Source organism: Phycisphaerae bacterium (genome assembly GCA_035384605.1).
In the GTDB taxonomy this organism is placed as follows: Bacteria; Planctomycetota; Phycisphaerae; order UBA1845; family PWPN01; genus JAUCQB01.
The window spans coordinates 22690-36369 of sequence record DAOOIV010000019.1; the positions used below are offsets into that span (position 1 = coordinate 22690).

Below are 13680 nucleotides of genomic sequence, written 5' to 3' on the forward strand. Positions count from 1 at the left end.
AGACCTGCGCGAGTACCGTTGGCGGCCAGACCAAGTTCCATGCAACCAGTCATCGGCTGTTCAACAAAACCGTAAATCCTTTCACTGAAGATCTTTACGTCTTCCTGTCCCGGGCCGCGCCCAGGCAGCTTGAAACTTGCCCGGCCTCGCTTACAATGTAATACACGTATGCGGTTTCATCGATCTTTGATTTCAGGACTGCTCTTGGCGTGTCTGGCGCTTTCCTCGAGCGGTTCGGCCCTTTGGGTTCATTCTCGGCTTGAAGAGGGGCACCAGCATGACAGGGCCGGGTGCGCACTATGCCAGCAATCGATCCTGACGCCGGCGGTGATTCCGCCGGCGATTTCGGTTATCCCGCTGCTCGCCGATCGGAATGAGGAGCGGGTGGTTCTGAGCGACGCACATTTCGTCCCAACGACTCGTCCCGCGCCGAGTCTGCCGCGAGGCCCTCCCAGTTTTCTTTGATCCTTTGCCGGTAAACGGCGTTTCTGCCACCTGCGATTCCGACGGGGGAAACGGCGTATGGCCGGCGCTTGGTGCAACGTTCCGTGCCGTTTCGTCTCGCAGACGCGGCGGCTCAAACCACAACTACAGGTCCATGGTACACAGCGAGTGATGGACGCATATGCGAGGTGCGCTATGCGAGCATGCTCCAAGACGCGTCTGCGAGGCAGCGCGTTCACGCTGATAGAGGTGTTGGTTGTCGTCGCCATCATCGCCTTGCTCGTGGCGGTGTTGCTCCCGTCCTTGAGCCGGGCGCGGCAGGCGGCTCGGCGCACGATGTGTCTCAACAACATCAAGTGCCTGGAAACCGCCCACTGGCTGTACATGACGTCCAACGACGGATTCCTGATCCGCGTGGGTCTTATGCACGGCGTGGCGGATGACAAACCCCAGGTGGCCTGGTTCAACACGCTGCAGCGCTACTACAAGGATCGGCTGGTGGCCCGCTCTCCGGCGGATGATAGTCCCCACTGGCCCGTGGAACTCGGCGGGAAGGGGATACCCGTCGACGGCAAGCGAGGCTATCCGTTCCGGCGGAGCAGTTACGGGATCAACAACTTCCTCGACATCGAGAAGAATCCGGATCTGACCGGCAAGGGCGTCACTTGGCCCAAGATCGAGAAGATCCGCAACCCCTCGAGCATCGTGCATTTTGTCTACATGGTCGAGGAGTGCGATCCGGACAATCCCTATTACCGGTCGGGTGAATGCTTCGCCGCGTCCGATCATCCCCACGTTGAGGAATGGGCCGACGTGAGCCATTCGCCGACCAAGGCCGCGACGCAACTGGAAATCCAGGCCCACGGCGGCCCCAAGTGGTCGGCTCATTCGCTGTCGAACTATGGTTTTCTGGACGGACATGCGGAATCGCTCCAGTTCCAGCAAGTTTACAAGGATATGGAGCATAACAAGTTCGATCCGGGTTTGTTCATCAACTATCACCGTCGATGACCGGGCCCGAAAGGCGTCTCATTTAGATCTCCTGCGAAACAGGAGGGAAGGATTCAGAAATGAAGAACGTGTTTATCTCTTCAGTGCTTATCGTTGTGCTGCTCGGAAACGTCACCCTGGCCGCACATGTTGACGTTCGTGCCTACGTTCAAAACGGGGCGATCGCGGTCGGATCGTCCGAGCTGGTCGGCTCGACGGTGGTGCCTCTTTCAGACCGCGAACGCGTTTTTGGGGCCGAATTCGGCGAAGACGACCCCGCTCAGCCGTTCATGACCGAAGACCCTGGTTTCCTTTCGGAGGACGGGGCCTTTCCGGGCGGTTCAGGGCACTGGTTGGGGTTCAACGCCCTGTCGGGCCTGGCATTCTGGAACGGCTCCGGCTTTGCGGGCGTACCCGCGTTCGAGTCGCTGCAGATCACCGTCGGTTCGCAGAGTGTGAATGTCGCGAACGACCCGGCCGGCGGCTTCAACTTCGCACAGATCGGAGCCGGCGGCGGGTTGCATCAGCACATGACGTTCGAGCTGCTGGGATCGGACGGCAACCCGATTCCCGGCGACGGCGTCGAGCCAAGCCCTGGGATTTACCTGCTGGAGCTGGAACTGACCACAACGATGAGTGACGTCGTATCGTCCGCCCCGATATGGATCGTCTTCAACAACGGTGACAGCGAGGCAAACCACGAAGCGGCGGCTGCGTGGGTCGAGAACAATCTCGTGCCCGAACCGCTGAGCGCCCTGTTGCTTGTGGCGGGTGCGCTGCCGTGTCGGCGACGGCGAGGCCGTTGATTCACATTGAGGATACGAGGTGAACCGCCGTGCCGGGGAGATCATGCTGCCCGGCACGGCGGGCACGCCGCCTTGGGGTTCGAGACGATGGAGGAGGTGCAAACATGAATCGAACGAGCGGTCTCGCAATGATGATGGCAGCCTTGATAATGGTATGTGGGCAGCCGGATCCTGCCTGCGGCTGCTGCGACGCGTGCGATCCTACCGGGCATCTGGGGGTGGCGATGGTGGTCGAGGATAACAAGATTCACACCGGCGTGTACGCGTATGATCCCTCCAATCCGGTGACGGTGGACATCGGCGTGCATGTCTGGGGCGGAGGCCACTTTCAAGAGAACCCGCTGGACCCGTTCTGGACGGACGATCCGTGCTATGGCAGTACAACCGACAGCGGTTTGCCTCCGGGAAGCCAGGTCGGCTTCAACATTCTGTCGGACCTGCTCTACTGGGATGGCAATGGATCGGTCAGTTTCGGGCCGGTGCCGGCCGGCGAGCGGCTCAGGATCAAATACGGTTTCATGACCCGCCATGCGGGCGGGGGGACCGGCTTCGTTGAAGGGTTCAACTTCCAGACGGTGCCGAGCGACGGGTCCTTTCACCGGCACCTGAGCTACTTCCTGCTGGGCCCCGATGGCAACTCGATCCCAGCCGACCAGGATGGCGTTCAGGCCGCCGACGGTGTCTATCTGCTCGAGATCGAGCTGACCAACACCGCAGGCATCGCCAGCTCGGACCCAATCTGGCTGGTGTTCCGCAACTTCTCGCCGTCCGACCCGCTGGCCGAGGTCAAGCACTGTATGGCCCTGCTGCACGTCGCACACGACATCGCCCACGATCGGCCGCGGGCTGACCTCGATTTTGACCGGGATGTGGACGTCGACGATCTGGAACGTTTCGAGGCTTGCGCCACGGGGCCGGGAATACCTTATGTGCGGGAGTGCTGCCGCGCGGCGGACCTCGATCGCGACGGTGATGTGGATCAGGCGGATTTCGGGCGGCTCCAGCGTTGCTTCAGCGGCCCGGAGGCGCACCCGGACCCCCGCTGCGCGGATTGAGTGTGCATCCTGAACTGCCGGCAGCGAACCGCGGTCATTGCCCTTCTGCGCTCAATCCTGTCGTGGTTGCCTTTTCCGGCGGTGCAGTCTGGAAGAGATCATGGACAGCGTGAAGTACACGATCCTGAGAATCGCCGCAACAGATGGTCTCAATCTGCGGATCGTGATCGCCTTTGCAGGACAAAGCTCCTGGCAGCAGAAGCATCGGATACAACCCTTGAGATCGACGCATGGCTTGCCGGTCTCCATCGCGATCACGTGGGCCGGGCAGCTCCTGGCACATAGACTGCAGCCCGTGCAGGCCACATGATCGAAGACGGGGCGAGGCTTGGTCCACTGCGCCAGCCGCCCCAGCAGCCGTCCTTGCGACCAGGTGATCGTAAGCATTTGGCTCAGCGCGGGCATGTCGAATCGTTTGACGCGAACGTCTTCGACGGACCGGCCCATGATGGTGACGTCGTCAAGGCTTGCCGGACACAGGCCACGTTCGGTGCCGGCCTTCATGATTGGTATCCGAATGGGATTGGCGCCAAGGACTTGCAGAGCGACATAGTCCAGAGCAAAGGCATCTTCGCCGGCCAGGATAAGGCCCAGGTGCCGAGGATCTCCGGCAGAAGGACCCGCGCCTTCCATGCCGACCACGGCGTCCATCAGATTCAAACCAGGCTTGGCAGCCAGGCAGATGTCGATCAGTGCATCGGCGAATGCCTGGTAGTCCGCCATCCGCAGGTGGAAGTCGATCTTACCCGTGCCCGGGATCGCGCCGAACAGGTTCTTCACTGCGCCGGTATAGACCATCTGTCCGTGGGTCTTGAGCTTCGGCAGGTTGATGACCAGATCCGCCTCGGCGACGGCCCGGATGATGTCCACGTGCTTGAGCAGCTTGCCCGAAGGGTTGGCGACTTGCCTGGCGGCCAGGTCGTGATTTAGTGCCAAGCCGGTTTCCCGTGCCACCTGCTCCATCCCCGTCTTGGCATAGACGGTTTTCAGATAACTCGCCACGAAAGGGCCACCCGGACTGTCGGCCACAGTCACGATGCCGCCGGCCTCCTGCACGAGTCGGGCGACGGCCGCCACGACGGCCGGGTGGGTCGTGGTCGCTTCAGATGGTGACCGCGGGGCCAGCAGATTGGGCTTGAGCAGAACGCGCATGCCGGGCCGAACGAATCGGGACATGCCGCCCAGGTAATCGAGCGACTGCCGAACGGCGGCGTCGACCACAGAGGCCTCATAGCTCGCACACCCAACGATAGACACGGTACGCATGGCCAAGATTATGAGGGGTTTTGGCCTGCGGTCCAGGCCCGGATCTGAATCTGAGATCCGTCAATCCCAAGTCCGAGGCTTAGCAGTTTGTCCGATTGAATCCTGCAGGGAGTGGCCTACACGCACTTTACCCATCCTGCCCCGAAGACGCGCAGGTGTGTAGCCAGGGGCGCAAGGGCCTGGTACAAATACCGTTTTTACCAACGAGCCCCAAAATGGGCGACAAAAAGGAGACACGACAATGGGACAGACGCTTACGTGTCTTCATTACCATCTTGTCTTCAGCACGAAAAACCGCTTGCCTCAGATCGCCGCCGATTTCCGCGAGCGCCTTTACGATTACATGGGCGGAATCATCAAGGGCGAGCACGGCCATCTGTTCGCCGCAGGCGGAACCGAAGACCATGTTCATCTTCTGGCTTCCTTCCCCGCGCATCCTTCGGTGGCAGACGTTCTTCGGGTGATCAAGACCAACTCCTCAAAATGGATACACGAAACGTTTGCCGAGCACCGCGCGTTCGCATGGCAAAGCGGGTATGGCGCATTCTCTGTGAGCCGATCGAACGATGACAGTGTTCGACGGTATATTTCGACTCAGCAGAAGCACCACCAGCAAATGACCTTCCAAGAGGAATTCCTCGAGTTCCTCCGGCGACACGAGATACCCTACGACGAGCGGTACATCTGGGAATGAGGGAACTGTCGCCCCTCTGGGGCTGGTTGGCCGGCGCGTCACGGCTCCCAGGGGCTTGCGCCCCTGGCTACAAACCTGTGCCCCTCTGGGGCATCGGGCAATCTCGGGTTTGCGACGGCTCCGTAGCACGGCGGCAATCAGGAAAACGATTAGCGGCACAAGCGCCCCGACGATCGGCCCGGCCCATACCACCAGGAGAGGGTGGGGATTGGGCGACACATCGGTGCGTGACAGGGCCAATGGGTGCAGGGCCACCTTGGTCACCGTGCCGCCGGTTGCGCTTGCGCCGAGCACATGCCCAAGTTCATGGACGGCCTGCATGGCAAGCCATGAGAAAGCAACGAAGCTGGCAATGAGCAGGATTTGATCGAAACGCTTCATTGTTGGTGCTTCCGATACGATCTGTCGGACCCTTCAGAGTCTCTCACGGGCTTCGAGTGAGAGCGTCGATCGGCCGTAAGGGAATGATACACGGGCACATTCTTGCTGTCTCTTTTTCGTGCGCGGCGGCGCCTGCATTCTGAAGACGGTCGCCTGTATTCCGTTGTTTGACATGAGTCGGGAGCGGTCGGTATAAGGGGACTCGCCCGTCGGGTTGTCTCGGGAGTTGGCAGGTGGTCGAAGGCGAATCAACGCGGCGTGGACGGTCTGGTCCCGCACGAAGCCGGGCGTTTTGGTTTGTACCGGCCGTGTTGGTTGTCATGGCGGGCTTGTTGTTGGCAGACCCGTGGCAAGAGGCCGTGCCCATCCCACCTAAAACGGATGTACCCGTATGGGCCACCGATACGACGCCCGTACGGCATCCTACTCTCAAGCCTGAAACCGTCATCGCCGGCATGACCTTCCGCTGCAGCGAGTGTCACGATCTGTTCCCTTCGCCTCCTGAGACGGATCGAGCGTTGACGCAGCATCGCCACATTGTGCTGGACCACGGCATTAACGCCCGCTGTTTCAACTGTCACAACCGTCAGGACCGCAATGCGTTCGCCGACGACCGGGGAGACCCCATTCCTTTCGATCAGCCGCCGGTGCTGTGCGCCAAATGCCATGGCCCGGTCTATCGCGATTGGACCCATGACGTCCACGGGCGGACCGACGGCTACTGGAATGACTCGCTCGGATCGAGGCGGCGCCTGAAATGCGTCGAGTGTCACGATCCGCATGCTCCGGCATTCCAGGCCATGCGGCCGGCCCGGGGACCCAATACGCTGCGGATGGGCGATCAAACGCATCATCCTGCGGGCACCGAGAAGACCAAGAACCCGTTGTTGATCTATCGCCAGACACCGTCAGGCAGAGACGTCACGCATGAACGGCCCGAATGACAGGCAGGACGAACCGCAGGCCGCAGCGCCCGGCTCTCCGGGAATGACCCGCCGTGGTTTCATCCGCAAGAGCGCCGTTGCCGCTGCCGGCGCGGCGGCAGTGGCGGCCGCGCTCTCGCCTTTGCGGAACATCTCACCGGACCACATACCGACTCTCGAACAACTGTTGCAGAAGCATTACAAGGAGATGACCCCCGAGGAAATGAAGGCAGTCCTCGAGCGGATCTCTCGCGAGGTTGAGAAACGGTACGCCGTCCGCCCGCAGGTAGCCGACATCAAACCGATGACCGGCGTGGAATTCGTGTACGCCCTCAATATCAGCCGTTGCATCGGGTGCCGTCGTTGCGTGCATGCCTGCGTCAAAGAGAACAACCAATCCCGTTCGCCCGAGATCCAGTACATCCGCGTGCTCAAGATGGAAAAGGGCAGCATCGACGTGGAGACCTCGGACCATCACTACGATCCGCCGACGGTACCCGAGCACGAGAGTTACTACATGCCGGTGCAGTGTCACCAGTGCGCCAATCCGCCGTGCGTCAAGGTGTGCCCGGTCGAAGCCACCTGGCAGGAGCCGGACGGCATCACGGTTATCGACTACGACTGGTGCATCGGGTGCCGGTATTGCGAGGCGGCCTGCCCATACTGGGCCAGGAGATTCAACTTCGCCGAGCCGGGGCTGACCGCGGAAGAGTTGAACCCCAACATGGCTTACCTGTCCAACCGCCCGCGAGCCGTGGGCGTCATGGAGAAGTGTACCTATTGTCTGCACCGCACCCGTGTCGGCCGCATGCCGGCCTGCGTCGAGGCCTGCCCAACCGGGTCCCGCAAATTCGGAAACGTTCTCGACCCCAAGAGCGAGATCGCTTATATCCTCAGGCACAAGCGAGTGTTTGTTCTCAAGCAGGAAGTCGGGACACTCCCGAGGTTCTTCTACTACTTCGACGAGCGCGGCAGCCGATATCACGAGCCGTTGGATCCGGCCGTCTCGGGAGGTGACGCATGAGGCGTTATTTCACCTTCCTCTGGCAGTGCCTGCGTATGAGTTTCGTCGGCGACTGGCGTTACTACGCATGGATGAGCGTTCTGACGGTGTTCGCGCTGCTGGGGCTTCACGCTTGGTGCAGGCAACTGGTCGGCGGTTTGGCGACCACGGGCATGACCGATCAGGTGTCCTGGGGCGTCTATATCGCGAATTTCACCTACCTGGTGGGCTTAGCGGCCGCGGCGGCCATGTTGGTGATTCCGGTCTACATCTATCGCAACATGCATCTGCACGACGTGGTCATTTTCGGCGAACTATTGGCCGTGGCGGTCATCATCATGTGCCTGTTGTTCGTCACGGTGGATCTCGGCCGTCCCGATCGCTCGCTGCATCTCATTCAGCGGTTCAACTTCCCAGGTTCCATGTTGACCTGGGACGTGATCGCACTCAACGGCTACCTGCTGTTGAACCTGCACATCTGCGGCTACCTGATCTACTGCGCCTACTGCGAGCGCAAGCCGTCCAGGGCTTTTTACGTGCCGTTCGTCTTCATCGCGATCGTCTGGGCGGTCAGCATCCACACGGTGACGGCATTTCTTTACGTCGGCCTGGGCGGACGGCCGTTCTGGAACTCGGCGATCATTGCCCCGCGTTTTCTGGCCAGTGCATTCGCCGCCGGGCCGGCGTTCATCATCCTGACGCTGCAGATCGTCCGGCGATACACCTCGTATCGCGTCGGTGACGAGGCTCTGCTCACCCTCCGGCGGATCGTCCAGGTCGCCGCCCTCATCAATCTGTTCCTGCTGGGCTGCGAACTGTTCACCGAGTTCTACTCAGATTCCGCCCACACCGCTTCCTCACGTTACTTGTATCTCGGTCTGCACGGACGGAACGCGCTGGTCCCATGGATCTGGACGGCCATCGCGTTCAACACGGTGGCGACCCTTCTGTTGGTGCTGCCTTCCTCTCGGGGTCTCAAGGTATTGAACGTGGCGTGCGTCCTGGCCATCGTGGGGATCTGGATCGAGAAGGGGATGGGCCTGATCGTTCCGGCGTTTATTCCCACGCCGCTGGGGGAAATCGTCGAGTACGTGCCCACGATCAACGAGGTGTTGGTCAGCCTCGGCATCTGGGCATTCGGTCTTTTGCTTTACACGGTGTTTGTGCGCATGTCGGTGCCGGTTCTGTCCGGCGAGCTGACCTATCGCAGGCTGTACGGTCCATCGCGTCAGGATAACAATCGGTCGCAAGCCGAGACCGCTGCTTGAAAAGGAGTGATGATCACATGAGTATCGCAAAGACACTTGCCGGAGCCGCCGTGGCAGCCATTCTGGCCGTCACGACTACCGTCTCGGCCGCCCCCTGGGGCCTGCCCGAACTGTCCGCCAAGACCAAGGCGTGCATTGAATGCCACCGGACGGAGAACACCCCGATATATCAGCAATGGGGTTCGAGCAAGCACTATCGTGCGAACGTCGGTTGTTACGAGTGTCATGCAGCGCAGGAGGGCGAGTCGGACGCCTTCAAACACGAGGGGGAGTTGATTGCCACCATCGTGTCGCCCAAGGATTGCGCCCGCTGCCACGAGAAGGAAACCAAGGAGTTCGCCGAGTCTCACCACTCAAAGGGCGGCCGTATTCTCGGCTCGCTGGACAACACTCTGGCCGAGATCGTCGAGGGCAACAACGCGATGAAGACACCGGCCTTTCCGGACGGGGTCAGCGCCGCCGTGGTCAACGGCTGCTGGCAGTGCCACGGCGCGGAGATCAAGGTGCTTCCCGGCGGCAAGCTCGATGCCGCCACCTGGCCCAACACGGGCATCGGCCGCATCAACCCGGACGGCTCGGAGGGCTCTTGTGCGGCCTGTCACAGCCGGCACAGCTTCTCCGCCTGGCAGGCCCGCCACCCCGACGCCTGCGGCAAGTGCCACATGGGACCGGATCACCCGCAGAAGGAAATCTATGAGGAGTCCAAGCACGGCATCGCTTTCAAGGCATTCCGAGAGAAGCTCAATATGGACTCCCCCAAGTGGATCCTCGGCGAGGATTACAGCGCCGCGCCGACCTGCGCCACCTGCCACATGAGCGCCACCAAGACGCAACCCCTGAACCACGATATCGGCCTGCGGATCAGTTGGAACAATCGGCCGGCCATTTCGATCCGACCCGAGGTCAGCGACAAGAAGATGGGGCTGCCCGGGGCCGACATCGACTGGAAGACCCGCCGCGCCAACATGCAAAACGTCTGCCTCAACTGCCACGAGAAGCAGTGGGTGGACAACTTCTACGTTCAGTATGACAGCCTGGTCGAGCTGTATCATGACAAGTTCGCCAAGCCCGGCCTCGAACTGTACGAACTAGCCAAGCCGTTGCTGGTGCCGGTTGAATTCGCCAACAAGATCGACTTCGTCTGGTACGAGATCTGGCACCATGAAGGGCGGCGGGCCCGGCACGGGGCCTCCATGATGGGGCCGGATTACACCCACTGGCACGGCACATACGAGGTGGCCAAGCATTTCTACAGCGAGTACGTCCCCGAGTTGCGGGAATTAGCCCACGCGAACGCGAACTCCAGCGATGCTGCCAAGGCCGAAGCCGCCAAGAAGCTCCAAGCCAGGCTGGATGAGGTGTTGAGTTCCCCCAACCACAGTTGGTACATTGACAAGCTGGATCCGGCCGAGACGCAGCGGCGAGCCAAGGCCGCCGAGGAATTCCGCAAGCGCTACGGCAAGTGAGCCAGGAGAACAGGGCATGAGTCAGAGCAAACCGACCCGGCGTGAGTTCCTGAAGACCACTTCGGTGGCGATGGCCTCGGTGACCCTGGCGGGCCAGGCGTCCGCCGTCCAGACTCGACCGGCCGATACGTCGAAGATTCTCAACTACAACCCGAAGATGGGATATCGGCGATTGGGCAAGACCGGCCTCATGATTTCAGAGATCAGTCTCGGCGGTCATGGAGGCAAGACGGTTGAGGATCGCGTGCCGGTTCTTGAGCGAGCCATCGAGTTGGGCATGAATTACGTCGACAACAACATTGTCGAGGAGTGTGCCCTCTACGGCAAGGCGATGAAAGGCAAACGCGACCGCTGGTACATCGGTTTTGCCTCCTGGCCGGAGAAGCTCACCAGCGAATACGAGAAGGAATTGTCCAAGGAAGGCATGGCCAAGGCAATCGATGACCGTCTCAAGGCCTACGATACCGACATGCTCGACATTTGGCGGCCGGTGGGGGCCACATGGGGCGAGGGGCAGACTAAACAAGAGACAATGCTTGAAATCAGCCCCCGCGTGCTCGACATGGTGGTCGAGGTATTCGAGAAAGCCCGCACACAGGGCAAGGTCCGCTTCCTGGGCGTCTCGGCCCACAAGCCGGAGGTCTTCCGCCGGGTATTGAACGACTATCCACAGTTCTCGGTGATCCTGTTCCCGTACATGTTCCTGACCACGGCTTTCAAGGGTGACAGCCTGCTCGATCTGGCCCAGAAGAAGGACGTCGGCGTGATCGCCATCAAGCCTTTCGCGGCTGGAGCAACTTTTGTCGGCGGCACGCCCACCAAGCTGGAGGGCAAGGTGGACACGCGGGCCAGCAGCCTGCTCAAGGCCATGCTGGCCGAAAAACGCATCTCGGCCGTCATTCCGGGTGTGACCGCCGCCGAGCAGCTTGATGAGAACGTGAAGGCCTCCTACGAGCGCGACAAGCCGCTGACCGACAAGGACAAGCAGGCCCTGCGCGAGTGCACCGAGAGCTTCCACGCCCACCTGCCGGCCCGCTACCAGTGGCTGCATGAGTGGAAGACGGTGTGAGGGTTCCCGCCTTCGCCGAGGCTTCGGCGTGGCGAGCAGGGTTCGGGGTTCAGGGTTCAGTGAGGTGGGGCGGACTTCAGCAGCCTTGACGAGCCACGGGGTTTATCCACGTGGTCTTAAGGACAGCGACCCAACCGGCAGAAAGGGGCGGTCTCCGATGCGACCGCTTTCCTGTAATGACCGGAACATTCAAGGAGGATGACATGAGCTCAACTCGCCTGACAATCGTTGTCTTGCTGCTCGCTTCCTGTGGTCTCTATGGCTGCGCCCCCAGCCGCAGGCCAAGCCCAGCCCAGGTGGATGATTTCATCAACCGAAGGGCCTTTGTGATCTCGGCCATCAACGACATCAAGGATCCGATGCCCGGAACCTCATACTCAGGTATTTCGGAAAACTATGCATCCGACAGCGAGAAACGGATTAAGCGAGAGCTTGAGGACTCAGCCTTTCTGATGGAAGGAATCCGGCAGGAAATCGACCAGCGAGGTTCTTACGTTGTGGAGCCCGGACTGGGGATCGAGTTCGACGTCGATCTGAGCGAGCAGTTGACCGAGAAGACAGACCGTGAGGCCATAGCCAGGCAGTTGAATCACTATTATGTCCGGAAGCTCGAGAAAGCCGGCTGGTACGTCGGCGCGTGCCGCAAGGGCGGAGTGAGCCCCGGTGCGGTGACGGTCACCTACATCTGGACCGATCGGGGCAAGGGTTCGCACACGTACAGCAAGGATTACTCCAGCATGAGCCTGCAGAGCACGTTTCGCGACCCCGAGGACTACCGCCGCGGTTTCTTCCACGTCCTGATCGCCGTCCGCGTCGACACGGACGTCAACCGAGCCCACGTCGCCATCAACTACTGGGGCAGAATCGGCTGACGAGGCCGGGCGATCTACGGGAGTAGCCTCGGACCTGATCCCAGCAAGTTGTCAGACAGTTCTGATCGGCGCCGGCCCTCAACCGTGGGCCTCCTGGCCGGCTTACTTGAGCAGGGCTACAAACCCCGCCTGCTCGAATGGTGATCACCGGTCAGGGCTTCCGAGATCCCGCGTTCCCGCATAACGACGAACGAGATGCAGTCTGTCAGGGACCATCTCTTGTCCGGGCGTGCCTCGTAAAGATCAACTCCGCGATCAAAAAGCTCGTCGGTTGTACTGACCACAAGTGCGCGCGGATCAGATCGCAGGTTGTCCAGGAATCTCCCAAACAGCGGTCGGTTGGGTGTGTCGGCCATCGCATCACCTACCTCAGTGAGCACTCAGGCTGTGGTCACAAGCGGACGTCGCAACGATACAGCCCACTCCGCTGCTTTCTTGTGGGCCTCGTCGTCGGGGTTTAGAATGGCGAGGAAGTAGAAGCTGTCGGCAAAGCAAGGGGTCATCGCTTGGGCGCCCCATGCAGATAGTGATCGTGGTTCCGGGCCAGGTCCTTCGGCAATCCGGTGGCCTTGCCCAAGACGTCCTTGAATACCTCAGCCCAACTGGGCAGGTCCTCCACCGGCTCGACGACCACCTCGGCGCCTTCCGGCAAAGCCGCCCCTCCCTCCAGCACCACCACACCGCCTTGCACTTTGCCTTTGTAGGTCATGCTTCACCTCGCAGAGTATTATACCACAGGAGCCAGGGGCTCATCCATCGCGGCAGAAGCGGATATGCGGTGCCGTGATGATTCGGTCTGACGCCCCAGGAAGCCTGCTCGTTCGACGTTCACTTGTTGAAGGTGGCAGTGGCCGCCTGCTCACGGCTCGATTTTCGTCCCCAGCACTTCCAGGAACTTGGCCAGCCATGCCGGGTGCGCCGGCCAGGCGGGGGCGGTGACCAGGTTGCCGCAGACGTGGGCCTGATCGATGCCGATCTCGACGTAGGTGCCGCCGGCGCCGGCGATATCCGGCCCGACGGCCGGGTAGGCACTGCACGTTTTACCCTGCAGAGCCCCGGCGGCGGCCAGCAGTTGGGCCCCGTGGCAGATGGCTGCGATGGGTTTTTTTGTCCTGACGAAATGCTGGACGATCTTGATGACCTGTTCATTGAGCCGCAGGTATTCCGGAGCCCTGCCGCCGGGAATGACCAACGCGTGGTAATCATCCGGTGACAGCCCGGCGAACGTCGCGTTCAGCGTGAAGTTGTGCCCGGGCTTTTCGCTGTAGGTCTGGTCGCCCTCGAAATCGTGGATGGCCGTCCGGACTTTCTCGCCGGCCTTCTTGCCCGGGCAGACGGCGTGTACCGTGTGCCCGACCATTTGCAGGGCCTGAAAGGGGACCATTACTTCGTAGTCCTCGACGAAATCCCCGACGATCATCAGGATCTTCTTGGCACTCATAG

General features: G+C 61.0%; 13 protein-coding genes. 10 read left to right on the plus strand and 3 right to left on the minus strand.

Going from position 1 to position 13680, the window contains the following annotated elements; translation table 11 throughout:
* Positions 1 to 639: 639 nt before the first annotated feature.
* The 3 genes from PLL20_06845 to PLL20_06855 all read left to right on the plus strand — a co-directional run bounded on the left by PLL20_06845 (position 640) and on the right by PLL20_06855 (position 3295).
* Positions 640 to 1455 (plus strand): type II secretion system protein, encoded by an 816-nt coding sequence (locus PLL20_06845; protein ID HPD29694.1) that lies wholly within the window; start codon positions 640 to 642, stop codon positions 1453 to 1455.
* Between the two features lie 59 nt (positions 1456 to 1514).
* Positions 1515 to 2240 carry a hypothetical protein gene (locus PLL20_06850; protein HPD29695.1) on the plus strand — a complete coding sequence of 242 codons (726 nt, stop codon included), beginning with the start codon at positions 1515 to 1517 and terminating at the stop codon, positions 2238 to 2240.
* A 104-nt stretch (positions 2241 to 2344) separates the two neighbouring features.
* Entirely contained in the window at positions 2345 to 3295 is a 951-nt protein-coding gene (locus PLL20_06855; protein HPD29696.1) for a hypothetical protein, read from the plus strand.
* A gap of 51 nt (positions 3296 to 3346) precedes the next feature.
* Here the strand turns inward: PLL20_06855 and PLL20_06860 are convergent, their stop codons facing one another.
* A complete protein-coding gene (locus tag PLL20_06860) occupies positions 3347 to 4561 on the minus strand; it encodes a DUF362 domain-containing protein (protein ID HPD29697.1) in 1215 nt (404 codons plus the stop codon).
* Positions 4562 to 4802: 241 nt separating this feature from the next.
* Between PLL20_06860 and tnpA the strand changes: the two genes are divergently transcribed.
* The 7 genes from tnpA (at position 4803) to PLL20_06895 (ending at position 12237) form a co-directional block, all read left to right on the plus strand.
* Positions 4803 to 5255 carry an IS200/IS605 family transposase gene (tnpA, locus tag PLL20_06865; protein ID HPD29698.1) on the plus strand — a complete coding sequence of 151 codons (453 nt, stop codon included), beginning with the start codon at positions 4803 to 4805 and terminating at the stop codon, positions 5253 to 5255.
* Between the two features lie 740 nt (positions 5256 to 5995).
* Positions 5996 to 6580, plus strand: coding sequence for a hypothetical protein (locus PLL20_06870; GenBank protein ID HPD29699.1), 585 nt, complete (start codon positions 5996 to 5998; stop codon positions 6578 to 6580).
* The gene (locus tag PLL20_06875) at positions 6564 to 7583 is read left to right on the plus strand and encodes a 4Fe-4S dicluster domain-containing protein (GenBank protein ID HPD29700.1); all 1020 of its coding nucleotides are present in this window, start codon (positions 6564 to 6566) and stop codon (positions 7581 to 7583) included. Before PLL20_06870 ends, PLL20_06875 begins: the two co-directional genes overlap by 17 nt.
* Positions 7580 to 8830, plus strand: coding sequence for a polysulfide reductase NrfD (gene nrfD, locus PLL20_06880; protein HPD29701.1), 1251 nt, complete (start codon positions 7580 to 7582; stop codon positions 8828 to 8830). The genes PLL20_06875 and nrfD overlap by 4 nt, the downstream gene beginning before the upstream one ends.
* A 17-nt stretch (positions 8831 to 8847) precedes the next feature.
* A complete protein-coding gene (locus tag PLL20_06885) occupies positions 8848 to 10296 on the plus strand; it encodes a multiheme c-type cytochrome (GenBank protein ID HPD29702.1) in 1449 nt (482 codons plus the stop codon).
* 16 nt (positions 10297 to 10312) lie between these two features.
* A complete protein-coding gene (locus tag PLL20_06890; GenBank protein HPD29703.1) occupies positions 10313 to 11365 on the plus strand; it encodes an aldo/keto reductase in 1053 nt (350 codons plus the stop codon).
* Between the two features lie 203 nt (positions 11366 to 11568).
* Positions 11569 to 12237, plus strand: coding sequence for a hypothetical protein (locus PLL20_06895; protein ID HPD29704.1), 669 nt, complete (start codon positions 11569 to 11571; stop codon positions 12235 to 12237).
* Positions 12238 to 12736: 499 nt separating this feature from the next.
* Here the strand turns inward: PLL20_06895 and PLL20_06900 are convergent, their stop codons facing one another.
* Complete coding sequence (locus PLL20_06900) at positions 12737 to 12946, minus strand: hypothetical protein (GenBank protein HPD29705.1); 210 nt, start codon at positions 12944 to 12946, stop codon at positions 12737 to 12739.
* A gap of 150 nt (positions 12947 to 13096) precedes the next feature.
* The gene (locus PLL20_06905) at positions 13097 to 13678 is read right to left on the minus strand and encodes a DJ-1/PfpI family protein (protein HPD29706.1); all 582 of its coding nucleotides are present in this window, start codon (positions 13676 to 13678) and stop codon (positions 13097 to 13099) included.
* Positions 13679 to 13680: the final 2 nt, after the last annotated feature.